The sequence below is a fragment of the uncultured Mobiluncus sp. genome (assembly GCF_963511525.1).
In the GTDB taxonomy this organism is placed as follows: domain Bacteria; phylum Actinomycetota; class Actinomycetes; order Actinomycetales; family Actinomycetaceae; genus Mobiluncus.
On record NZ_CAUPIY010000001.1, the window covers coordinates 314,444 to 337,630 of the forward strand.

Below are 23,187 nucleotides of genomic sequence, written 5' to 3' on the forward strand. Positions count from 1 at the left end.
AGCCTTTGCAAGCAAGCACACGCCATGGTGCCAGCAATTTTGCTACGCAAAATTGCGCTCAACCCACATCGCGGTGCCAGCAATTTTGCTCCGCAAAACTGCGCGCCACTTCCTTGGCCTCAGATAAAGCCGCCAGCGTGTCCCCCGCTGACGTGTTTTGGTTTTATGAGCCTTTGCAAGCAAGCTTGCCCGGCTCATAAAACCAAAACACGCAGGTCGCGGCTTTATCCTCGACCTGCGTCGTGGTGGGCGATACAGGACTCGAACCTGCGACCTCTTCCGTGTCAAGGAAACGCGCTAACCAGCTGCGCCAACCGCCCGTCGAAGTGGGTACCGGATTCGAACCGGTGTATACGGCTTTGCAGGCCGCTGCCTAGCCACTCGGCCAACCCACCAATGTGGTTTTGAGTAATTTACTCTAAAGAGGAACCCGAACCCAGTACGAACCTGGCAGAACTCCTCAGACAGCCAATTTTTGAGGGGAACCGAACCGAGGCTCGATTCCCCCAAAAACCGAGCGGATGACGGGACTCGAACCCGCGACCCTCACCTTGGCAAGGTGATGCTCTACCAACTGAGCCACATCCGCGACAAGCCGGAAAAATCCAACCCCAGTATCTTACACATAAGTGAGCGAGGGTTGCAAATACTCGGCACGCCGGAAATATCCACCTCAGACACCGCGACAATTAGAACTTAGAAAAAACCTGTGGTGTCGCCGTTTACTAACCTCATGTTCACATGCTTGACCCGATTTTCACAACGGGACCGATGGCGAATCTGGCTGACCAGCTGGCGCACGGCCTCCACGCCAATCTTTCGGTCAGGAACCTCCAGAGTGGTCGTTCTGGTCTGGAGCAAGTGTCCCGTGAACGCATCGCCGATAGCAACAACGGAAACATCGTCCGGCACCACGACTTTCAGCGACCGGTTCAATTCTTGCATAAACCCGATGGCGGAAAGCGCCCCGCAAAAAACCACTGCGCTGTCCAGATATTTGCGCCATGCCGACACCGCGCGACATCCTGACTCCAGGCTATTTCCCACATTCCCCACCGTGTGCAGGGTTAAACCGGTTTGTTCGCAGCCGGTGCGCAAAGCCTGCAAAACACTCTCGTCCAGCCAACTATCCTTGGCGTAGAAGTATGTTATCGATTGATGGCGCAGCGACCTCAGATGCGTCAGCATGACCGTTACGCCCTGTTCTGTATCCGGTATGACGCAGGTCGCCTCATCTATCAAGCAATTGGTGACCACCAGCGGCTGAGTGCTCGGTATTTCCAGGCGGAAACGTCCGGGGATTTCCGGATTGTCGACAATCAGACCATCGACGTTATCGAACTCCTGTTTAATGATTCGCAGGGCTTGGACAGGAACAGCAGAATACAAAACCGGCAGGTAGTGCTCCGCATACAGCTTTTCCTGTATCGCGGCCAACAGACGATACTTCTCGGGAACAATGGTGACCCCAATTTTTTGAGTGACCGAGTGTGTTCGCAGCCAAAAATTCTCGGGCCGCTCGTAGCCCAAATCAGTCGCCACCTGACGCACCAAAGCCTCCGTCTCAGCATTGATACGCCCCGGACGATTCAACGCTCGCGAAGCGGTAGAAGTCGCCACGTGTGCCACCTTTGCCGCGTCGTCCAGAGTCACTCGCCTTTTGACGGAAGTTGCGGAATCCGAAACCTCGTACATATCGAAATTCTAAACTTATACTGTAGGTTTTCTGAAAATTATCTGGGCATTTGTCTTAACATATAAACCTCGTTTAAGTTGTGCCAAGGACGTTTTTGGCTAAAACTCCTACATAGCTTGGACGGCTGCTCAAGTTCACCAGATCGTCGCGAAGGCATTTCGATGCTCAGTCGCCGACCGTTCTGCCACGAGATACCAAGGTTTTGCGTTCAGGGCTGCGTAAGGCTAAACTTGATAAGCCTTGGGCCATTAGCGCAGCGGTAGCGCGCTTCCTTCACACGGAAGAGGTCACTGGTTCGATCCCAGTATGGCCCACCAAACTTGTTTCCCGGCGCGCTTAAAACGGTGCCAGCCGGGTAAGCTGGAGCCATGGCCGCAAAAAAGATTTCTGTCGATACGGTGCTTGAGCTGTTCCGCGAGCTACCCGCTTCCTCAAAAGTTTCCGCCCTCACCGCGCTGGGAACGTCATCGTCTCTGCTCTGGGCGGGCAACGCCGCCGCGGGGATGTGGAAGGTCCATCAAGAGGTCTCCAGTCACCGTTGGTTCTGGGAAGACCACGTCATCTCCGGGCTGGCGAAGCTCAATGAACTGGGAATGCTGGCAAACCCAGAAATTTACGCCCCCGGCTTCGAGCTGTTTTCTGACGGAGCGCAACGTTATCTGCGCCGCAGCGACTGGTACTCTAACAAACCCATCTTTCCCCAAACAGGTCAGAAACTGCATCGTCCCTCTAAAATTAAGAACGCCCCTCCCCTGATTTACGTGGCTCTCGGCGATTCCGCCGCACAAGGGGTGGGGTGTGAGGATGTACATGACTCTTACGTGGCACTGTTTGCTTCCTATCTGCGACGGGCCACGCAGCGCCGCGTTATTGTGCTGAATTTTTCCATTTCCGGAGCCATTGCCTCGACAGTAGTGAATGTTGAGATTCCACAGCTGCTGGCTACGGGCCTAACGCCGGATATCATCACCCTGGACATTGGCGGCAACGATGTCTTTTCCTCCGAGGGTCAAAGCCCCGAAAACTTTCAAAAACAGATGGAAATTATCGTCAAAAGTCTGCCTGTACCCGCCTTGATTTCTGAGGTTCCCCCGGCGAAACCGCTCCCGGCGGATAAACGCGCCGTCGAGATGAATAATATCGTTATCAACGTAGTTTCTCAGTCAGACCATATTTTGGTTCCCATGCGCCACTTGGGAGATGTGCCTCTGTGGAGAACATTCATGATTAGAGCCGAGGACGGTTTCCACCCCAACACCGACACCTATCGCCAGATTGCTGCCGAGTTTGTGCGCATGGCCGAACCGTTACTGCAGGAACGCGGGTGGTGGCAAGCCTCGACTGCAGACATTGTCCCCGAACTGCCTGACGAAACGGAGGATAACCGCCCCAACCTGTTGAGCGGACTTCTGAAACTCAAATCCACAGACTCTGGCGACATCCCACCTAGCCAGGAGCAGCCCTCATAACCCAAATTCAGCGCACCGCGCTCGAATATGAGATATTTAAGTTATGGAAATTTGGCCAGGAAAGCCTTATCCGCTGGGGGCAACTTATGATGGGAGCGGAACCAATTTTGCAGTCTATTCAGCCAACGCTGAAAAGGTAGAACTGTGTTTAGTCGAGGACGATGGACGGGAAACTGAACGTTTCTCTCTGGATGAAGTCGATGCCCACGTGTGGCACGGCTACATCCCTAACCTCCGCCCTGGGCAACACTACGGGTACCGCGTCCACGGCTCTTATGACCCCACCAACGGGCAGCGCTTCAATCCGAGCAAACTGTTGCTGGACCCTTATGCCAAAGCCATCGCCGGCGACCTAGACGGCGACATGTCGATTTTTGCCTATCCGGCCGGAGACCCGCACGGATATTCGGACGCGGATTCGGCAGCGCACACGATGCATTCAGTCGTCATCAACCCCTTCTTTGATTGGGGCAACGACCGCCATCCCCGCTTGGACTACCCGGACCTGGTCATTTATGAAACCCACGTCAAGGGTATGACTATGCTGAACCCTGCCATTCCCGAAGCATTGCGGGGCACTTACGCGGGAATGGGGCACCCGAACAACGTTTCCTACCTGAAACACCTAGGCGTCAACGCGGTGGAACTCATGCCGGTACACCAATTCGTCACCGATCCTTCCCTAGAGGAAAAAGGCCTGAAAAACTATTGGGGTTACAACACTATCGGCTACTTTGCCCCGCATAACGGCTACTGTTCGGATCGCCGCGGCGACCGCCAGGTCGAAGAATTTAAGCAAATGGTCAAAGACCTGCATTCGGCCGGTATCGAAGTCATCCTCGACGTCGTCTATAATCACACCGCCGAGGGCAACCAGATGGGACCGACGCTGTCTTTCCGCGGCTTGGACAACGAAGTGTACTACCGCCTGGTGGAGGGCGACCGGGAACACTACTTCGACACGACCGGGACCGGCAACTCCCTGCTGATGCGCTCCCCCGCGGTGCTGCAACTAATCATGGATTCGCTGCGCTACTGGATTACCGAGATGCACGTCGATGGTTTCCGGTTCGACCTCGCGTCGACCCTGGCACGAGAGCTCAGCTCGGTCGACAAACTTTCGGCATTCTTTGACATCATCCACCAAGACCCGATCATTTCCCAGGTCAAGCTCATTGCCGAACCTTGGGACGTCGGTGAAGGCGGCTACAATGTGGGCGGTTTCCCGATTCTGTGGTCGGAATGGAACGGCAAGTATCGCGACACGGTGCGGGACTATTGGCGCGGCGAGCCAGCAAAACTGGGCGAATTCGCGTCCCGGTTCAGCGGTTCGGCAGACCTCTATGCCCACACTGGGCGCCTGCCGGTGGCCTCCATCAACTTTGTGACCGCTCATGACGGATTTACCCTGCTGGACCTGGTTTCCTATAACGACAAACATAACGAAGCCAATGGCGAAGGCGGGGTCGACGGGGACAATAACAACAAATCTTGGAATCACGGGGAGGAAGGCCCCAGTAGCGACGAGTCCATCAACGAGTTGCGCCGCCGCCAACGTTTCAACTTCCTGACCACCCTGCTGCTATCCCAAGGGGTCCCCATGATTTCCCACGGCGACGAGTTGGGGCGCACCCAGGGCGGCAACAACAACGGGTATTGCCAGGACAACGAAATCACCTGGATTCATTGGAACGAAGACGCGCGTGACCAAAAGATGTATGACTTTACCCGAGCCTTGATTCACCTGCGTAACGAACACCCGGTGTTTCGTCGGCGCCGGTTCCTGGCTGGGGATGCGGCACGCGGCGGGGAATCGGATCGCGGCGACATCGAGTGGTTCAGCGTCAACGGCGAGCATATGACCGATGAAGAGTGGACCACCGCCTACGCCAAAGCCCTGACGATTTCCCTGAATGGGGCTTCTATTGATGAGCCGGGCAAGCGCGGCGAGCGCGTGGAGGACGATGATTTTATCCTCATGTTTAACGCCTCTGAAAAGGACTTAGAGTTCACCATGCCGCAGTGGACTCATGATTTGCAGTGGTATCGGGTCATTGACACCACCGCGGCACAGCCGATTGAGACAGATTTCGTGCGGGCCGAGCTATTGGGTTCTCCCGAGACCGTAACGGTACGTTCGCGTTCCATTGTGGTTTTAGCCTCTCCTTTGGCGGACCGTTCTCTCTAGAGGTTTTGGGCCTCGGGCAGTCCGCAGAGGTATTTCGGGTCTGCAGGGCGTGGTACAGCCGGTTTTCCTTCCTGCTCGCTTACGCTGAGAGGGTGAGCAAGGCGAGTTCAACGGCACAGACGCAGATCCCCCCGGCGTGGGAGCTCGCTCTTTTGTCACTGCGCGAAGCGTCCGTACCGCCTCGAGTTTCCGTTCACGAGGTTCCAGCCCCGGCGAAAATTGCCCCTTACGCGGTGGCGATTAGTGCGGAAACGGCACTGCACGTGGAGGCGGAAGCTCCCGCTACCGGCCGGTTTGTGTGTCTCTACGATCCGCAGACCCAAGAAGGCTGGGGCGGCGAGTTTCGGGTTATTGCTCTGGTGGCGACCGATACAGAGTTAGCTTTGGGTGAAGATCCCCTGGCAGGAGAAGTCGCTTGGTCCTGGCTGCGCGAGTGTTTAGAGAGCCGAGACGCTGATTACGGACATTTGGTGGGCACCGCCACCACTACCATCAACCGTTCTTTTGAAGGCTTCGCACTGCGCGCCACCTCCGCTACCCTAGAGATTCGCGCGTCATGGACCCCCGGCAGTCCAGATTTGAGCGCCCACTTTCTGGCGTGGCTGGACACGATGTTGCAGGCGACCGGGCTCTCCCCCGAGGAAAACGTCACTCAGCTGCGACATTAGAACCCTACCCACCGCCCTTGTGCGCTCACGGACATCTCCGCGGTAGCACCCCTACGGTGCGGCAGAACGGGGGTGAGCGCGCCAGGTTATAACATAGAAACGTTATGTCGAGCGCTACCTCAAAATCGAAGTCCCCACGGCTGGTCACCCGTACTCGCGAGCCTTTAGCTCCGATTGTGGACACCCCCGCAGCCCTGCAACACGTCTGTGAACTTGTCGCCGCCGCCACGGGTCCAGTCGCTCTCGATACCGAACGAGCCGGATCGTTTCGCTATTCTCAAGGCGCCTACCTGGTGCAATTGCGCCGCGAAGGCGTGGGCACTGTCCTCATCGACCCGGTGGCTTTCCCCGATTTAGAGCCGTTGAGCCGAGCCATTGGCAAGGCGGAATGGATTTTGCACGACGCGACCCAAGATTTACCCTGTCTGTCGGATTTAGGGATGCGCCCGCGGCTGCTGTTTGACACGGAACTGGCGGCGAAACTGCTGAACTTTGAGGGATTTGGCTTGGCCGCGGTCATGGAGCAGGTACTGGGAATCACCTTGGCGAAGGAACATTCCGCGGCAGATTGGTCCACGCGCCCCCTGCCCTCCGATTGGCAAACCTACGCCGCCCTGGACGTGGATTATCTCATTGACCTGCGCAATGAGCTGTGGCTACAGCTGCAAGACGAGGATAAAGACGACTGGGCGGAGCAAGAATTCGACTATGTGTTGGATTTTCAGCCCCCTGCACCCAAACCCGATCCGTGGCGCCACGTCCCCGGTTCTGGAAAAGTCCACGCCCCGCGCAACCTCGCCGCCCTGCGGGAACTGTGGTATTCCCGGGATGAACTGGCTCAGCAAGAAGACCTGGCACCGACCAAAGTGCTGACGAACGCAGCAATGATTGCCCTCGCGGCGGGGCTGCCGAAGGGCAAACGTTACATGGGGGCTTTGGAGGATTTTCGCCACGACCGGGCTGGCCGAAAACGAGCCGACCGCTGGTTTGCGGCTTTGCGCAGGTCCTATCAGCTGTCCGCCAAGGAACTCCCCCCGCGTCGTGCCCCGCGCGTTCCCGGCGAGGTTCCCGATTCACGCACTTTCACGCACAATCACCCACTGGAGGCCGATCGGTGGCGGCGTCTGCGTGAAACCGTGGCCGAAGTGGCTGCACAGTTAGACGTCAACTACGAGGTCATGCTGGAACCGAAAACTATCCGTCGACTGGCTTGGGTGCTGCCTGACGACGCCCCGGAGTCCCAGGTCCTGGAGGTATTGCAGGCCAGTCAGGCGCGGCCTTGGCAAATTGAAAATACTTTGGATTCGCTGGTGAAAGCCCTCAAATCCGAGAATTAATGGAATCAGCCAGTGCCCGGGGGGTCAGCCCCAGTTCTTCGCGGATTTCGTCGCGCGTGGCGTGGTGCAAAAATTGTCGCGGAATCCCGTAAGACAGCACCGGAGTAAAGATGTCCTGCGCCGCTGCCGCGTTGCGTAGCTGGGAGCCAAAACCGCCTTCCACCAGGCCGTCCTCCAGGGTTACGACCCGGTCGTAGGCCTCTACTGCCGCCACCAAGTCGGCGGACACGGGAATCAGCCACCGCGGATCAACTACGCGCACCGCCAGATTGTTGAGGGCCTGGAGTTCGTTCGCGACCTCCACCCCCAGTTGGGCAAACGCTCCGGTAGCCACAATCAAAAGGTTCTTCGGACGGTTTAAGCTGGCCTCTTCCTCGCGGGTCGGTGCTGACGGTGCTACGAAGTCCGCCGATTCCCACAATACATCGCTGCCGTGAGCACGTTTCAGGGCGGGCAAAGGCTTGGGCAGCGAACCCTTGGGATAGCGCACGATGGTGGGTCCGTCCTCAACTTGGAGAGCCTCGCGCAGTTCTTCGCGCAAAGTCGCGGCGTCGCGCGGCGCGGCTAGGCGCAGACCGGGCACAGTCCCGGCCAAAGCCATATCCCACATCCCGTTGTGGCTGGCGCCGTCACTGCCGGTGATACCGGAACGATCCTCTACAATCGTCACCCCAGCCCGGTGCAGAGCGATATCCATCAGCAACTGGTCATATCCCCGGTTTAAGAACGTGGAGTACAGGGCGATAACCGGGTGCATCCCACCGTATGCCAAGCCGGCGGCGGTGGCTAGGGCATCCGCTTCGGCAATGCCTACGTCGAAAACCCGGCCGGGGAACTCCTTTTGCATCGGGCACAACCCTACGGGGCGAAGCATCGCGGCGGTTATGGCGACGATTTTTTTGTTTTCCCGCGCCAGGCTGCAGATTTCTTCGGCAAAAACCTGGGTCCATTCAAAGCGTTCCGGCTCAATAGGCAGGCCGGTCTCCGGGTGAATCCGCCCAATCGCGTGGAAGTGGTCGGAGACGTTTTCTTCCGCCGGGGTGTAGCCGCGTCCCTTTTGGGTGATGACGTGGATCAATACGGGTTTCTTGGCGGCCTTCGCCCTAGTGAAGCTAAACTCCAAGGCGGCGATGTCGTGTCCATCAATGGGACCGGTATAGGTGATGCCCAACTCATCAAACAGGACTCCTTCGTCGGTGGCGACCATGTCGCGCAGTCCGGCTTTCGCGGCGTGCAGCCCGGAATACACCAGGTTCCCCACCGGTCCGCCGCCTTTCAGGGTTTGTTTGCCCCACTTCAAAGCCTTGTCATACTGGGGGGTAACTCGCAGCGCATCCAGGTGATGAGCCAACCCGCCGATGGTTGGAGCATAGGAACGCCCGTTGTCGTTCAAGATGATAATCAGCCGGCCTTCGTTTTCCTCGGCAATGTTGTTCAGAGCCTCCCACGCCATGCCACCGGTCATCGCTCCATCGCCGATGACCGCTACGACCCAGCCTCGCTTTCCGTTCAGGCGGTTAGCCCTGGCGATTCCGTCCGCCCAGGACAGTGCGGCTGAAGCGTGAGAGTTTTCCAGCACATCCGTCTCGGATTCTGCCCGCGAGGGATAACCGGACAGGCCGCCGCGTTGACGCAACCGGGAAAAATCTTGCCGTCCCGTCAGGAGCTTGTGAACGTAAGTTTGGTGTCCCGTGTCAAAAACCAGGGTGTCTCTGGTGGCGTTAAACACGCGATGCAGAGCTATGGTCAGCTCGACGACACCGAGGTTCGGACCCAGATGTCCCCCGGTTTTCGCCACTGATTCCACCAGGAAATGGCGAATTTCACCAGCCAGGCGATTGAGTTCCTGGTGATTGAGTTTCCGCAAATCGCGTGGCGAAGAAATCGTCGGTAGCAGGCGCAGCGACGCCAAGTCCGCGTTTGACGCACTTACGGGTTCGAGTTGGGACATAGATTCGTAAAACTCCTCATGAAGATACCGTCCCATTCTATCCGGTTTTCACGTTTTCTTTCATGTCACGCCGGTTTGGAGCAGCGTCCCTGCAACGGTTTGGTGGCGGCGACAGTTAAAAAATAGCTCCCCGGACCGACCAGATGTCGATCCGGGGAGCTATTGACAGTTGAACCGCAGGCGCTTAGGCCTTCACCAGGTTACGCAGCACGTAACGCAGAATGCCGTCGTTGCGGTAGTAGTCGGCTTCTCCGGGGGTGTCGATACGCACCACCGCGTCGAACTCGACCTTGGAGCCGTCGGCCTTGGTGGCGCAGACTTTCACAGTCTCAGGAATTTTACCTTCGTTCAGAGCGGTTACGCCACTGATGTCAAAGGTTTCCGTCCCATCCAGACCCAGCGAGTCCGCTGACTGTCCCTCCGGGAACTGCAGCGGCAAGATACCCATCCCAATCAGGTTGGAACGGTGAATACGCTCGAAGGACTGCGCGATAACGGCTTTCACACCCAGCAGGCGCGTGCCTTTTGCGGCCCAGTCACGGCTCGAACCCGTACCGTACTCCTTGCCGCCCAGCACGACCAGCGGAATGCCCGCAGCCTGGTAGTTCATGGAGGCATCATAAACGTAGGACTGGGGGCCGCCTTCCTGGGTGAAGTCGCGGGTGAAACCGCCCTCAACCCCGTCCAGCAGCTGGTTCTTAATGCGGATGTTGGCAAACGTGCCGCGCATCATGACTTCATGGTTGCCACGGCGGGAGCCGTATGAATTGAAGTCCTTGGGCTGCACCCCGTTGCCGGTCAGGTATTGGCCAGCAGGAGTTTCGGGCTTGAAAGCGCCGGCCGGAGAGATGTGGTCGGTCGTAACGGAATCGCCCAGCTTCAGCAAAACCCGAGCGCCGTGGATGTCCTTGACAGGTTCCGGATCCATCTTCATTCCGTCAAAGAACGGTGCCTTGCGCACATAGGTCGAGGCATCGTCCCAGGTGAAGCGGCTGCCTTCCGGAGTCGGCAGGGACTGCCAGCGCTCATCACCAGCAAACACGTTCGCGTAATCCTTCGTGTACATGTCGCGGTTGATGGTCTCGTCGATAGTCCGCTGCACCTCGTCGGGATCGGGCCAGATGTCGCGCAGGAACACGTCGTTGCCGTTTTGATCCTGACCCAGGGGCTCCGTCTCAAAATCGAAGTCCATGGTCCCGGCCAGGGCGTAGGCCACGACCAGCGGCGGAGAAGCCAGGTAGTTCATCTTAACGTCGGGAGAAATACGTCCCTCGAAGTTACGGTTACCAGACAGCACCGCCGTAACGGCCAGGTCGTTATCATTGATGACCTTCGAGATTTCGGGCGGAACCGGACCGGAGTTACCGATACAGGTCGCGCAGCCGTAACCTACCAAGTTAAAGCCCAGCTCATCCAGGGGACCCCACAGACCGGCCTTGTCAAAGTAGTCAGTGACGACTTGAGAACCGGGAGCCACCGACGTCTTTACCCACGGCTTCGACTTCAGTCCCTTCGCGCGAGCGTTGCGAGCCAGAATACCGGCAGCCATCATCACCGAGGGGTTGGAAGTGTTCGTGCAAGACGTGATGGAAGCAATGACCACGCGGCCATGATCCAGGTTGGTCTTGGTGCCGTCAGCGGTGGTCAGGTCCACGAGCTTGTGCGCTTCAGGAGCGTAGGTGGGCACCAGGGTCTTTTCAAAGGTTTGCTTGGCTTCGCTCAACTTGATGCGGTCTTGCGGACGCTTCGGACCGGCAATGGATGGCACCACGGTGGACAGGTCGAGTTCCAGGTACTCCGAGTACTTCGGCTCGAAGCTCGGATCGTGCCACAAGCCCTGCTCCTTGGCGTAAGCCTCCACCAGAGCGCAACGCTCCTCGTCACGTCCGGTCAAGCGCAAGTAGTCCACGGTGACCTGGTCAATCGGGAAGATGGCTGCGGTAGAACCGAATTCGGGAGACATATTGCCGATGGTGGCGCGGTTAGCCAGAGGCACCTGCGACACGCCCTCGCCATAGAACTCCACAAACTTGCCGACCACGCCGTGCTCGCGCAGCATCTGGGTGATGGTGAGCACCACGTCTGTAGCGGTAGCGGAGGGGGGGATGGAGCCCTTGAGTTTGAAGCCGACCACGCGCGGAATCAGCATAGACACCGGCTGACCGAGCATAGCGGCCTCGGCTTCGATACCGCCGACGCCCCAGCCCAGCACGCCCAGGCCGTTGACCATCGTGGTGTGGGAGTCGGTGCCGACGCAGGTGTCGGGGTAAGCCTGCACTGTGCCGTCAGGCAGTTCCTTGGTGAACACGGAACGCGCCAGGTACTCGATGTTGACCTGGTGGATAATGCCGGTCCCCGGCGGCACCACGCGGAAGTTGTTAAAGGCGCCCTGGCCCCAACGCAGGAACTTGTAACGTTCCGAGTTGCGTTCGTATTCCTTATCCGTGTTGAGTTTCAGAGCGTCAGGGCGTCCGAAGTAGTCAATCTGGACCGAGTGGTCGATGACCATTTCAGCCGGAGCCAAAGGGTTGATTTTCTCGGGGTCCCCGCCCAGGTCTTTCACGGCTTCGCGCATGGTGGCCAAATCAACCACGCAAGGCACACCGGTGAAGTCCTGCATCACCACGCGAGCCGGGGTGAACTGGATTTCTGTGCTGGGCTGCGCATCGGGATTCCATGCCGCCAAAGCCTTAATTTGGTCGGCAGTGATGTTGGCACCGTCCTCGTTACGCAGCAGGTTTTCGCCCAAAATGCGCAGCGCGTAAGGAAGCTTTTTTAAGCCTTCCACGGCATCGAGAGAGAAAATCTCGTAGGATTTACCTCCCACCTGCAAAGTCTTGCGAGCATTTAAGCTGTTCAAACTGGCCATAAATAACCTCCTAAAGGGTGGCAACAATGCCACAAAGAATTTATCTCGACATCAAGATATATTGAATTTCCTGATTTCACAACACACTAGATGTTGCGCCGCGGGCATTTTGTCGTTTTCCGACCCGGAACTTCGGCAAATAGGCTTCTACCTGGGGCTATAGGTTGCAAACTGGCTCGCCTCGTAACTGCGTCTCGAATTCACAAGGGCGTTGCGCGCCGATTTGTCGGTTCTCTTGCGTGGGCAATTCGCAAAACCTGCGTTGCACAAATGTCCCGGGCTCAAGCTCGACACCCCATAGACCAACTCAGAGCGAGCCCCCAATGGGTACCCAACAAAGACTACTTGCCAAAACCGTTGCGGGAGTATGAGCTTCGCCCAAGCCTCAGCATCCGGCGTGGCACTATGGCGACGTAACGAACACTAAAATGCTTGCAAATGTTTGACATATGCAATACAATTTTTGCCAGAGGAGGAAAATCTCATGGCCAAAACCGCAAATATTAGTCTTCGTATAGAACCAGAAATAAAACACGAAGCGGATAAACTGTTCAGCAGCTTTGGTATCTCTGTCACCGATGCCATTAATATTTTCCTGCGCACCTCCATTATGGAGGGTGGGTTTCCGTTCGCTATCAAACAACCCCGATATAACGCGGAAACAGAAGCAGCTATAAAAGAAGCGCGAGACATTATATCTGGCAGAGTTAAGACTAAGGCATATAACTCTGCAAGAGAACTCTTTGAATCCTTAGATACCGACGACTAATTCATGCTAAAACTTAAGACAACAGCACAATTTCGTAAAGATTACAAACGCATCAAAAAACGCGGTTACAATCTTTCTTTGCTCCAAGATGTGCTTGAGACGCTCTGCGAAGAAAAATCGCTGGATGCAAAGTATAAAGATCATGCACTGATGGGTGCTTACAAAGGCTTCCGAGAATGCCATGTTCAACCTGATTGGCTTTTGATTTACACGATTGATAAAGACAAACTTATATTAGTTGCTGCCCGCACCGGTAGTCACGCAGACTTGTTTAATATGTAAATCTCGCCAGAAACGCAAAACTCTACTATCTGATCCACCCTTCACGCAAGGTTCTGTACGCCACCGTTGCGCTTGAACTCGGCAGCATCTCGCATACTGTTAGAAAGCACTCAACTGTCCGAAACGCACAGCTGACTTAGGTACTGACAAAAGACATTAATAAGGTAGCTAATGCTATGAAAGCAGCGAAAAGAGCATAAACGATGTTCGTATGGAACGCGCCCAGAGACCACAGCGCAACCAAGCAGTAACCGTAAATTAAGGTCCAAAAAATCCCCAGAACGAAGTCGTGATTCCCTCTTAACGTCAAAGTGTGCCAGCGTTTTGCGATCTGTGCTACCAGCTTCACCAAAATGGCCATCCACAGTACTAAGAATGCGACGAAGGCAAACCACTCATCACTGATTTTGTTTAGCAGCAGAGACAAACTGCTGCCCACGCCGACGGTAATAACTGCCCCCAACCCTGCGCCGAGGACGGCGAGGATTGCCATCAGCCGCGACTTTTCTGCGAGTTTATTCAGACGCAAGGTTAGGTAAACGACTGCAGGAGTTTCGAACAGATAACCTAGGAAGTTTACCCAAATCACACTCATGAACACATGATGATTGATGTCCCAGGAAAGAACACGTCCGTCCCAGATCCAGAACCCCCCGTTGAGTCGGATGGCGGCCACATCCAGTAATAAATCCATCGAAACGACCAGCCAGCCCGTAAAAAGGCTGATTTCAAAACTGCTGCCGGAAAATTTCCTCGCAATTCTGAAACCACAGACAGCCAACGCGCCCCACATCAATCCACCAAAAACAGGAAACTGATTGGGAGGCGCACCGATGCTGAGAAAGTAGTCGTTGCTGTAGTGATAGATATCGGTGGCTCTCACAGCCAGAATTTCGAGGATAAATCCTGCCAAAGTCGCCGCCAGGAATAAACGCAGTTCCACCCGGTTTCGCTGCTTGGCAATGTCTCCCAGCAACAGTATAGTCAACAGATAGCAAATAATTTCGAAAGTGTTAATCCAGTTCACCGCACCTCCCAATTGCCTTCGTCACACCGTAAACGAGCTCTTTAATCCCGATTTAACACCGCAAGGGTCTCCAGCCGCAAACAAAATTTATTATCGTTTAAGTGACTTTAAATACTCTTTTTGTTTCGGTGTAATGCGGTTACTTTCACGGGCTTTCGTTATTGCCTTATTGTGAATCTGTGTATCTAACTGATGATCTTCGATGTATTCTATTGTCGCATCCCATTGCTTTGCCAAAGCGGTTGCAAAAAAACCACGCAACCATCATATGAACATAATACTCTCCACTATGAACAGAAACGGGTATTTCCAAATACTCAGGCTTAAAATCATCATCAAGAAAGTGCGACATTAACATCTCGATTCCAAAGCGGCAAGTATAGGTCTTTTCCGATAAGGACCATTCTTTGATTTTTTCTAAAAGCGCCTTTTTATTCTTCTTAAAAATCTTCGGATTCATGATATCGCAAACAGCCCAATTGTCTACGTAGGGCAGAAATTTATCGACAGCTGCTATACATGTATCATAGTCCTTCATTTCAGAAAGAAGCAGCCCGTGAAGCATATTTTCATCATAGTATTTATGCGGCAGATCTCTCAGAAATTGATATGCTTCCGGTTCATTGGCAAGCCTCTTGGCAAGCTTTCTGGCCTCCGGAACTCTGACCCCTATAAACAGTGACCTCGAAATATTCGGAGTCAAATTAGCCTGAAAATCTGCATATGAAATATCCTGTAACGCAAATAATTCTTCTTTGATATTCATTTTTCGTGTCCTCCAGACTATCTACTGCAGTTATGGTGAAAAAAACCACCGCCTCAACCCTTCTGCCGGAAACGGTATTTCCCTTTCCCGTGGCCTAATACTGGTTCAATGATACCATCATCGACTAGTTCCTTCAGAAGCTCCGATGCTCTGGACGACTTAATACCAATGGTACTCATCACATTAGACCGACCAAAGATTGTCTGACCGGGAAATGCCTCACGGAGCTTTAGTATATGGCTCACGGTTTTGGGCTGGAACATCCCCTCAATGTCCGCTTTCAGTTCTTCAATGTCCGGTTTTACCATTTCTTTGAACGTACCTCTGATATGCAATGTCCGGTTATGAAGCGGATGATTCTCGTTCAGCAGAAGGTTCCGTAAGAACAGGTCCAAAAATTCCGTCGTATCATGAATGCCGTTTTTCAGGTCGTTATAGTTTGCGCGGACGAGTAAATTGCGAAAATACCAGGCATTCTCTGCAAAGATGTCATTTGTTACATCAAAGCCGAGTGTCGGCAGGTACTTGATAACGAAGACCGCCGTTGTTCTGGTATTACCCTCTCCGAAAACGTGGATCTGCCATAGTCTGGATACGAATACGGCAAGATGGCGGATGATTTCATCCATAGAAAGATTCTTATAGGAAAACTACTTCTCCTCCGAAAAATCATAGTCCAAAGTCGCCCACAGCTCCGTAGCACTTCCATAAAGTACAGTCGCCCCGTCGAGCACCCATTCTTCTTCGTGATGTTGTAATCTCGGATACGTCCAGCATGGGAATAGATGCCGGTGAATAGTTTCCTATAGATTGACAGGTATTCATTCGGAGTGAAGCGTAACTGGGGCAGTAAAATCGTGAAACTCAAGTATTACCCTTTTCCCGTCATTTAAGGCTCTTTTTGTTCAAAATATTCTGAGTTAAAATAATAGACGTTCCCATCACCCTCATAATCATCTAATTCAGGATAATGTTTCAGACCGAGCGATATAGCGGTACGAATGGAAGGTAGATTTGTATTCAAGGTCAAGGCAACAACTATACGAGATTGCGGCGAAGGACATTCCGCCTCACCCGCCCTATCTGACACATCATCTTGAAGCACAGTATCAATAATTGCTCGGGCTGCTTCCTTAACATATCCGCGTCGCATTTTTTCTGGAGTAATCCGGTAATAGAGATTCAAATAGCGCTGCTCTTGAATAAAGATGTGTTTAAGCCCACAGACACCCACGTAACCACTATCGCTTTTATCGATAATGACATAATACCCAAAACCGTACTTCTCGTGGTGTTCAATCCAAGTCTTCAATTCTTGCTGAAAAGTCTCACGGTCACGCACTGGTCCGGCTGGGTTATAGCGATTAGTAGCTGGATCCGCATGGATTTGAAATAGAGGTTCTAAATCAGATAGTTCAGGTTTCCGCAGTATCATGCGTGGTGTTTCGATAACCTGCATACATTTACCTAACCTGAGCCGATAGCAAGCATAAACTCTCTACGTGGCTGGTGTAGGGGAACAGGTCGAAAGCTCGCCAGGTCTTAACCCGGTAACCCAACTGGCGCATGGTTTCCAGGTCTCTGGCACAGCTAACCGGGTCGCAGGAAAACAGCGCCACCAAATCCGGATTCTGCTGACAAATCGCTCGTGCCACTGCTTTACCCAACCCCGAGCGCGGCGGATCAGCCACCACCAAGGTGCCGGCACTGACCATCTCGCCCAGCGGCAAGTCATGCAACAACTGCGGCGAAACGTTGCCACGCCGCACCTCAACCTGCTCGAAACCGGCCTTCGCCAAATTATAGGCAGCCGATTTCGTCGCCGGACCGTCGCCCTCCACCGTGGTCAAACTCCCTTGTGCCCCCAGAGCCTGAGCCAAGAACAGCGAAAACAACCCCGAACCGGAATACAGCTCCCACGCCTCGAACCCCTCTACCTCCCCGATAGCATCCAGGAGCGCCGCCGCGAGTGTCGCGGGCGCTCGCCGGTCAGTCTGCCAAAACGACCCGGCAAAAATTCGGTACGTAAAAGTCCGGTCTCCCACGCTGACTGTCTCTCGTACCCGCGAAGTTGTCGGCTCACCATCCACACTCAAAGTCTGGCCATCAACGAACAGCACCGGCGCGGAACTTGACGGGGCAATGACACGCAGACGGGTTCCCGGCGCAAACTCCCAATGCCGCCGAAACAAATCCAAGTCGACCAATTCGGGTACCATCAGCGGAAAAGAACGCACGGTGTGGACGTTATGCGCCGCAGCTTCGTACATGCCCAGTCCCCCACCCTCACTGATGGTAAAGCTCACGCGGGTACGCCCCGGCTCGGGGCCCAACGATTCCACTTCCCACCCGGGGTGAGCTTGGTCCAGCTGTTCCAGCAGTTCCGGGCTACCATTTCGCCTGATAGCGTCATGTACCACGTCACGCTTCCAGCGGAGTTGAGCTGGATAGGCAACGTGTCCCAGTTCTACCCCGCCGAGGTCTTTTGCTTCTCCCTCGGGCCAGATATGTGCGACCCGGTCCGCGCTGGCGGTTTTCACCTGCACGACTCGCCCATAGGCGACTTGGGAACGTTCCGAGGTGACCTCAACCTCGACAGTTTCCCCCGGAAGTCCCCCACGCACCATGATGACTTTGCCTGATGCCAGACGACCCACGCAGTATCCGCCGTGAGCCGGTCCGCCCAGCTCGATTATTTCTGTCTGCATCAGATTCCCTTCAAGCCGTCAAGCTGACCCAAGTAATCGTCACTCGTTCTAGGCGCGCTAAATGACGGGCGTAAGTGCGTTCAGCCGCGTTGTGTAGCAATCCTAGAGCCCTGCATTTCGGGATGTAACGCTGTAAATAAACCGAGATAGAGGTCAGAGGATCCATATCGAGTTTGGCGTTGAGATATTTCTGAACCGACCCCAGATGATTGCCGCCCTCATCAGGAATCAGGGTCAGCGCGGCAGTAATTTCCAACTCCTGCCACTGGCGGCGAACCTGGGTTTCATCCTCATCCGGCTCAAGGACGTGAACGACCTCGACATTGGGGTGGTGCGCGGCCCACGCGTAACGAATGGTTTTTAGGGCGGACGCATCGAAACGTGACACCAGCACAAGGGCGAGAGTATGCTTCACCGGGGTTTCGGCGTGTTCAAGCTGCGACATTTTGTTTTGCACCCTTCGGTAGTAGAAGTTGAGGAAATAGATAAGCAATCCCAGTCCGACCCAGGCGCCCAGCACATAGAGCTCAAAGATAGAGTTGAATGCCACCGAAACCACAATCAGGATAATTAGGCTGATAATCACGCTGATGATGGCGATACGGTAGTACCGCTTGGATTGGCGACGCTTCACGAAAGTTGCCCCGCTATGGAACCGGGAACGCCACATACGCATCCGGGCGACTTGACCTAAGAAGCTAGAGATAGCTACGAAAGTCACCCAGGTGAGCGCTGCCACCCCCATCCGGCTGTGTACCGTCAGCGCTGCCGCGAACGTAACGACCATGAACGACAAAATCGAAACCGAACGCCCTCGGCGCACCCAAGACACGGGAACCTGATGCACCGCCAAGTCATGCCCGCTCAAATCCATTAGCAAAGTGGAGACGCTGGAGATATAGATGTAGGCGCTAATCAAGCACCCCACCGCAAACAGAGACATCACCGGGACGACCAGCCACCCGTTCTTGTCCAGCAAAACCCCCAACAATAAAGCCAGGTTACCCGGCCCTTGAATGACCGTATCCAGGCGGGTCCAGTGGAATCCGGCCACCGTAAACGACAGATAAACCGTGGCGGCAAACATGGCGGCGGCGGAACCGCCCAAAATCCTGAACATGAGGCCGGACAGGGGCTGGCGATTCTCGTTGCGGAATAGTGTTACCGCCGGGGTCACCGGAACCAGCAGCAGCGCCGCTACAGCAGCGGCTTTCCAACCGGATTGCAGATTAGAGTCAGCGACCGCTTCCTTAGCTTTCGTGGTGGAGCTGAGCAGCTCGAACAAACCGGGCTTGGCTCCGTTGCGCAGGTAGTGCCAAAAACCGTATGCCAGCAACAGAAAACCCACCACTAATATCACCAGGGTGAGCCAAGGAATCGCCCTGCGGATAGGTTCGGGGCGGAACAGTGCCAGCAACAGCAAGATGAAACCGGCAATGAGAATCCACACCCGATAGTCCTCGGGAAGCCCCGCGGAAACTACGATGAAAGTGGTGGCGGTAGAAACCAGGGCAGCTACGGCGACGACCATCGCCAGCAGCGAGGCGGCAGCCGTGAGAGCTCCGAGGAAAGACCCCAAGTTGGCTTGCACCAGGGCAGCCGTGGAATCTAAACGGTGGGTTTGCCCCAGAGAATACCCGTGGGCCAGCGTTGTTATCAACCCGGCTATCAGGACAAACGCCACAATCCACAGGGCTACCGCCGAGAAAATCGGCCCCGAATACGCAATCAAAGACGGAAAAACCGAAGCTGCAATGAGGGCTGGAAACCAAAATTTTGGTGCGAAGAACGCCAGCTGGGTAAAGGTCTCCAGCCAACCCTCCCTCGGAGTAAGATTCTTCAGCACGTCTCAACTTTAGCCGCTCGGATTCAAACCGGAAAGAATTTCCCTACCTAACCCGTGAAATGTAGCCGAATTTGTGGCTTTCAGGTTATGTTTTAAGAGTGCATTTTGTAATCATGGGCTGTGGTCGCGTCGGGACCACGCTGGCGAAAGCGATTGAGGACCGGGGACATACCCTGGCGATTATCGACAACAACACGGAATCTTTCCGTCGGCTGTACAAAAATTTCCAAGGGCAAAAGCTGACTGGTGAAGGGTATGACCGCAACACTCAGCTGCAAGCCGGGATTGAGGACGCCTATGCTTTTGCGGCGGTAGCTGATGATGACAACGCTAATATCCTGGCGGCACGCGTAGCCCGCGAGATTTACCACGTAAAGAAAGTGGTGGCACGCATTTCCGACCCGCGCCGTGCCGAGGTTTATGAACGGCTGGGGATTCCCACGGTTGGCTCCGTGGACCGCACCGCCGCATTATTGCTGGCTCGGGTGTTGCCGCTACCCCCGGATGTCGTATTTACCGAGGAAACCGGGCACTTGAGCCTGTGCCGCGCGCCCGTGGGACCCGACTGGGTCGGTCACGAGGTTTCCGCTTTAGAAGCTGAACTGGAGATTCGGGCCGCCTATGTGCTGCGGTTTTCCAAAGTGCTGATGGTTGAGGCCTCTACCGTGTTACAGGAAAACGACGAGTTGTTTTATTTTGTTACCGAGTCTCAGCGTGAAGCGGTGGCCTCCCGTTTGGCTCGAAATTCCAAGGAGAAATGATGCTGATTGTTATTGCCGGGGCGGGCTCAATCGGCCGCTCCATCGCCAGGGAACTGCTAGCCAGGGGTCATCAGGTCACAATCGCCGACTCCAGCCCCGAGGCGATGAAAGTTTCCTCCGTACCGGAAGCGAACTGGATTCTGGGAGACTTGTCCACCCCCGAAACGATGGAACAAGCGGGCGGGGCGCAAGCCGATGTCGTCGTCGCCACTACCGGCAATGATCAGGCTAATCTGGTGATTGCGCTGCTGGCCAAGACCCAGTTCGGGGTGCCTCGGGTGGTGGGTCGGATTAATAATCCCAAGAATGAGTGGATGTTCAATGAGTCTTGGGGCGTGGACGTGCCGATTTCTACCCCCCGGATGATGACTGCCCTGGTCGAGGAGGCCCTCAGCGTAGGTACCTTAGTGCCGATTTTCCGGTTCTTTAACTCCCGCAACGGATTGTTCTCAATAGTCCTTTCCGCTGATTCCCCGGTTCTGGGCCGTCCCGCGGGCGAACTGGAGTGGCCGTTGGGGGTTTTGCTGACCGCGGTTATTCAAGATGGGAAGGCGCTGGCTCCCCACAAGGTCGCGAGTTTACACGCCTCAGATCAGTTGCTGTTCCTGTTCCCCGAGCAAAATGAGGACACTGTAGACCAAGTCGGAAAACTTTTGACCGCCGCTCCGGCCGAGGATGCCGCGGATTCAGCGGGCGTCGTCGAGGGTGTCGGGGGTGTCAGAAGCACGGTCGGGGACGTCAGCAGCGCCGGTGTCGGAGGTGTCGACGTCGGTAAGGCCGGAGTCGAGGAACTTACCGTGGGTGCGGCGCAGCAGGAGCCAGCTGAGGTAGAGCGCCAAGGCGAATAACGGCACGCCCAACAAGATTTGGAAGGTGCCCAGCCAGGGTACGTTTCCTCCCAGGTAGAGAGGCGTTTTTACAGCCAGGCGAAGCAGGAAAACCCCCAGCCAGATGATGGTTACAGCGTAGTATGCCTGTTTATCTGCTTTCAGCCTCGGATCTGTCCGCCAGCTCAAACCTTGGGCGCGAAACCACCCGACCAACAGGCCGATAACGGGGAAACGCACCAGAATCGACACCAGAATCACGCTGGCATAAACCGCATTAATAATCAGGCTCATCAAAAAGTAGTTCTCGCCTTTGCCGCTGAACATAGCCCAGAGCACACCGATGATGACGACCCAGAACCCCGCAAACGCCTGCATAATCGAGGAATGCCCAATGAGCCGCGCGATAATCAGACCCACGGCAAACCCGAGCGATACCGCCCCGGCCTTCATGACGTCCCAGCCAGCCACAAACGCCACCACGAAAACCAGCGTCGGCCCGATGGACTCGACCATGCCGCGCCACCCTCCTACTGCTTGGCGAAGGGAGAATTCTTCGGCATCCAGTCTGCCTCCCATGTTTCGACCCAGGGTATCCTTAAAATCGTTGAGCCCAGCTGCAACAGTTTCCTGGTCTTTTTCCTCGCTCATTTTGCCCCCAAGAGGTGATAATCCGGGTTAATGAGTTCCACCCCGTCCTCGCCCTGCAGCGGGATTCCGCACACTTGCAGGCGGCGTCCCAAGGTCACTCCGGGAACTTCCGTCCTCCCCAGCCAGCGCACGTTGATGAACCCTCCTGCGGTCTCCAGGCAAATCCGGAAAGACGGCACGTCAGAGGGAGACAGGAAAGACGTGGAAAGCACGGTGCCGACCCGGGTAATCTGTTGACGCGGCGACATGGTGAACTCCCTCTGCCTGCACCGGCTAGGCCTGCTGCTCGCGCAGAGAAGCCAGCTGACGTGCTAAGTCGTCAGGCAAAACCACGGGAATGACCGAACGCGGACTCATTGGTCGGGAACCACGCACCACCACGACCTGACGGACGGCCTGTTCCAAGGCTTGCAAATCCGGATCCTCGGCTTGCACCATGCCGTTAAAGACCAGGCGCACAAACCAGTTCGGGCCGTCCACTCCGCAATAGCGAACCTGCACGCGCCCCCGGTTGCCCTGGGCGTCTTGTGCCGCTAACTGTACGAACAGTTCCGTACCGAAACTGCCCACGCGTTCGTCACAAGTGTTGCCCGCAGCGGTGGTTTCTCCGCGAACCTGCGCGCGCAGCTCAGGCCACAAGCGTTTCGACTTTGGTGCGGCTACCGCCAGCAGCTCTACAGCTGCCTTACCAATCTGCATGGTCAGAGAGCCAAAAGTTTTTTCGTCCAGCGGGGATTCGGGGTGAACCGCCAACCCGGGAATCTGGGGCAGCAAGAACACTCCAAAGTCTGCATACTGGGAGGTGTCCTGGTCAGCAAGTTGTTTGACGTCCAGGGGGCCTGCGGGTTGGTCTTTTGTCCCCGTGTTGTCAGGCGAAGCTGGGGCCGAAGCGCGCTCCTCCACTAATTCACTGTTAGGGGACGGGTTCTCGAGCTCACCAGAGGAATTGTCCTCTACCTCTTGAGAAACTTCAACCGTTTTGCGTTTCTTTGAGAAAAGTCCCATCAGGCTACACCCGCACAATCCATGCACACCGGCTGGCCGTCTTCTATCCCTGCCAGCTGGGACGCATGATGCACAATAAAGCATTGTGAACACACGAATTCGTCGTCTTGCTTGGGGACTACCCGAACTGAGAGTTCTTCATTGGAAAGATCCGCGCCAGGCAACTCGAAGGAATCCGCAGCTTCATTTTCGTCCTCATCAACGGAAGCATCTTCGGAATTTTTTCGCTGAGTCTTTAACTCCTCGATAGATTCCTCAGGGTTCTCCTCGTCTCGCTTGCGCGGGGCATCGTAATCGGTAGCCATTGCACTCCCTTAAAGTAATAGTTTCGGTGCGTCGCGATATTAGCACTACTTTAAGGAAAATG

At 55.3% G+C, this 23,187-nt stretch carries 20 protein-coding genes, 4 tRNA genes and 1 pseudogene; 9 read left to right on the forward strand and 16 right to left on the reverse strand.

Annotated elements, in window-relative coordinates; all coding sequences use genetic code 11:
• Positions 1–243 precede the first annotated feature (243 nt).
• The 4 genes from RQ935_RS01380 to RQ935_RS01395 form a co-directional block, all read right to left on the reverse strand.
• Positions 244–320, reverse strand: a tRNA-Val gene (locus tag RQ935_RS01380).
• A 4-nt stretch (positions 321–324) separates the two neighbouring features.
• Positions 325–395, reverse strand: a tRNA-Cys gene (locus RQ935_RS01385).
• A 121-nt stretch (positions 396–516) separates the two neighbouring features.
• Positions 517–589: transfer RNA gene (locus RQ935_RS01390), tRNA-Gly, on the reverse strand.
• 107 nt (positions 590–696) lie between these two features.
• A complete protein-coding gene (locus tag RQ935_RS01395; RefSeq protein ID WP_311496881.1) occupies positions 697–1,695 on the reverse strand; it encodes a LacI family DNA-binding transcriptional regulator in 999 nt (332 codons plus the stop codon).
• 243 nt (positions 1,696–1,938) lie between these two features.
• Between RQ935_RS01395 and RQ935_RS01400 the strand changes: the two genes are divergently transcribed.
• The 5 genes from RQ935_RS01400 (at position 1,939) to RQ935_RS01420 (ending at position 7,358) form a co-directional block, all read left to right on the forward strand.
• Positions 1,939–2,013: transfer RNA gene (locus tag RQ935_RS01400), tRNA-Val, on the forward strand.
• A 51-nt stretch (positions 2,014–2,064) separates the two neighbouring features.
• Entirely contained in the window at positions 2,065–3,165 is a 1,101-nt protein-coding gene (locus RQ935_RS01405) for an SGNH/GDSL hydrolase family protein (protein ID WP_311496882.1), read from the forward strand.
• Between the two features lie 43 nt (positions 3,166–3,208).
• Entirely contained in the window at positions 3,209–5,353 is a 2,145-nt protein-coding gene (glgX, locus tag RQ935_RS01410; protein ID WP_311496883.1) for a glycogen debranching protein GlgX, read from the forward strand.
• Between the two features lie 92 nt (positions 5,354–5,445).
• Complete coding sequence (locus tag RQ935_RS01415; RefSeq protein ID WP_311496884.1) at positions 5,446–6,021, forward strand: DUF3000 domain-containing protein; 576 nt, start codon at positions 5,446–5,448, stop codon at positions 6,019–6,021.
• Positions 6,022–6,125: 104 nt separating this feature from the next.
• On the forward strand, positions 6,126–7,358 hold the full coding sequence (locus tag RQ935_RS01420) for an HRDC domain-containing protein (RefSeq protein WP_311496885.1): 1,233 nt from the start codon (positions 6,126–6,128) through the stop codon (positions 7,356–7,358).
• Here the strand turns inward: RQ935_RS01420 and dxs are convergent.
• On the reverse strand, positions 7,342–9,309 hold the full coding sequence (gene dxs / locus RQ935_RS01425) for a 1-deoxy-D-xylulose-5-phosphate synthase (RefSeq protein WP_399531763.1): 1,968 nt from the start codon (positions 9,307–9,309) through the stop codon (positions 7,342–7,344). The genes RQ935_RS01420 and dxs overlap by 17 nt on opposite strands.
• Before the next feature lie 184 nt (positions 9,310–9,493).
• Positions 9,494–12,178, reverse strand: coding sequence for an aconitate hydratase AcnA (acnA, locus tag RQ935_RS01430; RefSeq protein WP_311496887.1), 2,685 nt, complete (start codon positions 12,176–12,178; stop codon positions 9,494–9,496).
• A 484-nt stretch (positions 12,179–12,662) separates the two neighbouring features.
• Between acnA and RQ935_RS01435 the strand changes: the two genes are divergently transcribed.
• Positions 12,663–12,947 carry a type II toxin-antitoxin system RelB/DinJ family antitoxin gene (locus RQ935_RS01435; RefSeq protein ID WP_311496888.1) on the forward strand — a complete coding sequence of 95 codons (285 nt, stop codon included), beginning with the start codon at positions 12,663–12,665 and terminating at the stop codon, positions 12,945–12,947.
• A gap of 3 nt (positions 12,948–12,950) precedes the next feature.
• On the forward strand, positions 12,951–13,229 hold the full coding sequence (locus RQ935_RS01440) for a type II toxin-antitoxin system YafQ family toxin (protein WP_311496889.1): 279 nt from the start codon (positions 12,951–12,953) through the stop codon (positions 13,227–13,229).
• A gap of 136 nt (positions 13,230–13,365) precedes the next feature.
• On the opposite strand, the gene RQ935_RS01445 is transcribed toward RQ935_RS01440, so the two are convergent.
• The 6 genes from RQ935_RS01445 to RQ935_RS01470 all read right to left on the reverse strand — a co-directional run bounded on the left by RQ935_RS01445 (position 13,366) and on the right by RQ935_RS01470 (position 19,576).
• Positions 13,366–14,256: a hypothetical protein gene (locus tag RQ935_RS01445; RefSeq protein ID WP_311496890.1), complete on the reverse strand. Its 891-nt coding sequence runs from the start codon at positions 14,254–14,256 to the stop codon at positions 13,366–13,368.
• Between the two features lie 166 nt (positions 14,257–14,422).
• Positions 14,423–15,022: a DNA alkylation repair protein gene (locus RQ935_RS01450; protein WP_311496891.1), complete on the reverse strand. Its 600-nt coding sequence runs from the start codon at positions 15,020–15,022 to the stop codon at positions 14,423–14,425.
• 53 nt (positions 15,023–15,075) lie between these two features.
• Complete coding sequence (locus RQ935_RS01455; RefSeq protein ID WP_311496892.1) at positions 15,076–15,651, reverse strand: hypothetical protein; 576 nt, start codon at positions 15,649–15,651, stop codon at positions 15,076–15,078.
• Between the two features lie 260 nt (positions 15,652–15,911).
• Positions 15,912–16,481: a GNAT family N-acetyltransferase gene (locus RQ935_RS01460; protein ID WP_311496893.1), complete on the reverse strand. Its 570-nt coding sequence runs from the start codon at positions 16,479–16,481 to the stop codon at positions 15,912–15,914.
• A 4-nt stretch (positions 16,482–16,485) separates the two neighbouring features.
• Entirely contained in the window at positions 16,486–17,730 is a 1,245-nt protein-coding gene (locus RQ935_RS01465) for a TRAM domain-containing protein (RefSeq protein ID WP_311496894.1), read from the reverse strand.
• 10 nt (positions 17,731–17,740) lie between these two features.
• Positions 17,741–19,576 carry an amino acid transporter gene (locus RQ935_RS01470; RefSeq protein ID WP_311496895.1) on the reverse strand — a complete coding sequence of 612 codons (1,836 nt, stop codon included), beginning with the start codon at positions 19,574–19,576 and terminating at the stop codon, positions 17,741–17,743.
• Positions 19,577–19,674: 98 nt separating this feature from the next.
• Between RQ935_RS01470 and RQ935_RS01475 the strand changes: the two genes are divergently transcribed.
• The gene (locus tag RQ935_RS01475; RefSeq protein ID WP_311496896.1) at positions 19,675–20,337 is read left to right on the forward strand and encodes a TrkA family potassium uptake protein; all 663 of its coding nucleotides are present in this window, start codon (positions 19,675–19,677) and stop codon (positions 20,335–20,337) included.
• Positions 20,334–21,185 (forward strand): TrkA family potassium uptake protein, encoded by an 852-nt coding sequence (locus RQ935_RS01480; protein ID WP_311496897.1) that lies wholly within the window; start codon positions 20,334–20,336, stop codon positions 21,183–21,185. The genes RQ935_RS01475 and RQ935_RS01480 overlap by 4 nt, the downstream gene beginning before the upstream one ends.
• A gap of 12 nt (positions 21,186–21,197) precedes the next feature.
• Here RQ935_RS01480 and RQ935_RS01485 read toward each other — a convergent pair.
• The 4 genes and pseudogenes from RQ935_RS01485 to RQ935_RS01500 form a co-directional block, all read right to left on the reverse strand.
• Positions 21,198–21,815, reverse strand: a pseudogene (locus RQ935_RS01485) (DUF3159 domain-containing protein); the annotation flags it as partial.
• The gene (locus RQ935_RS01490) at positions 21,812–22,063 is read right to left on the reverse strand and encodes a hypothetical protein (protein ID WP_311496898.1); all 252 of its coding nucleotides are present in this window, start codon (positions 22,061–22,063) and stop codon (positions 21,812–21,814) included. The pseudogene RQ935_RS01485 and the gene RQ935_RS01490, both read right to left, overlap by 4 nt.
• A gap of 25 nt (positions 22,064–22,088) precedes the next feature.
• On the reverse strand, positions 22,089–22,820 hold the full coding sequence (locus tag RQ935_RS01495) for a DUF3710 domain-containing protein (protein ID WP_311496899.1): 732 nt from the start codon (positions 22,818–22,820) through the stop codon (positions 22,089–22,091).
• Positions 22,820–23,125, reverse strand: a complete 306-nt coding sequence (locus tag RQ935_RS01500; protein WP_297721864.1) for a DUF4193 domain-containing protein — start codon at positions 23,123–23,125, stop codon at positions 22,820–22,822. The genes RQ935_RS01495 and RQ935_RS01500 overlap by 1 nt, the downstream gene beginning before the upstream one ends.
• Between the last annotated feature and the right edge of the window lie 62 nt (positions 23,126–23,187).

Bases quoted from the DNA above. Each gene is read 5' to 3' on its own strand.
- RQ935_RS01395 (WP_311496881.1), bottom strand. From the start codon at position 1,695: ATGTACGAGGTTTCGGATTCCGCAACTTCCGTCAAAAGGCGAGTGACT.
- RQ935_RS01405 (WP_311496882.1), top strand. From the start codon at position 2,065: ATGGCCGCAAAAAAGATTTCTGTCGATACGGTGCTTGAGCTGTTCCGC.
- glgX (WP_311496883.1), top strand. From the start codon at position 3,209: ATGGAAATTTGGCCAGGAAAGCCTTATCCGCTGGGGGCAACTTATGAT.
- RQ935_RS01420 (WP_311496885.1), top strand. From the start codon at position 6,126: ATGTCGAGCGCTACCTCAAAATCGAAGTCCCCACGGCTGGTCACCCGT.
- dxs (WP_399531763.1), bottom strand. From the start codon at position 9,309: ATGTCCCAACTCGAACCCGTAAGTGCGTCAAACGCGGACTTGGCGTCG.
- acnA (WP_311496887.1), bottom strand. From the start codon at position 12,178: ATGGCCAGTTTGAACAGCTTAAATGCTCGCAAGACTTTGCAGGTGGGA.
- RQ935_RS01435 (WP_311496888.1), top strand. From the start codon at position 12,663: ATGGCCAAAACCGCAAATATTAGTCTTCGTATAGAACCAGAAATAAAA.
- RQ935_RS01440 (WP_311496889.1), top strand. From the start codon at position 12,951: ATGCTAAAACTTAAGACAACAGCACAATTTCGTAAAGATTACAAACGC.
- RQ935_RS01450 (WP_311496891.1), bottom strand. From the start codon at position 15,022: ATGAATATCAAAGAAGAATTATTTGCGTTACAGGATATTTCATATGCA.
- RQ935_RS01455 (WP_311496892.1), bottom strand. From the start codon at position 15,651: ATGGATGAAATCATCCGCCATCTTGCCGTATTCGTATCCAGACTATGG.
- RQ935_RS01460 (WP_311496893.1), bottom strand. From the start codon at position 16,481: ATGCAGGTTATCGAAACACCACGCATGATACTGCGGAAACCTGAACTA.
- RQ935_RS01465 (WP_311496894.1), bottom strand. From the start codon at position 17,730: ATGCAGACAGAAATAATCGAGCTGGGCGGACCGGCTCACGGCGGATAC.
- RQ935_RS01480 (WP_311496897.1), top strand. From the start codon at position 20,334: ATGATGCTGATTGTTATTGCCGGGGCGGGCTCAATCGGCCGCTCCATC.
- RQ935_RS01490 (WP_311496898.1), bottom strand. From the start codon at position 22,063: ATGTCGCCGCGTCAACAGATTACCCGGGTCGGCACCGTGCTTTCCACG.
- RQ935_RS01495 (WP_311496899.1), bottom strand. From the start codon at position 22,820: ATGGGACTTTTCTCAAAGAAACGCAAAACGGTTGAAGTTTCTCAAGAG.
- RQ935_RS01500 (WP_297721864.1), bottom strand. From the start codon at position 23,125: ATGGCTACCGATTACGATGCCCCGCGCAAGCGAGACGAGGAGAACCCT.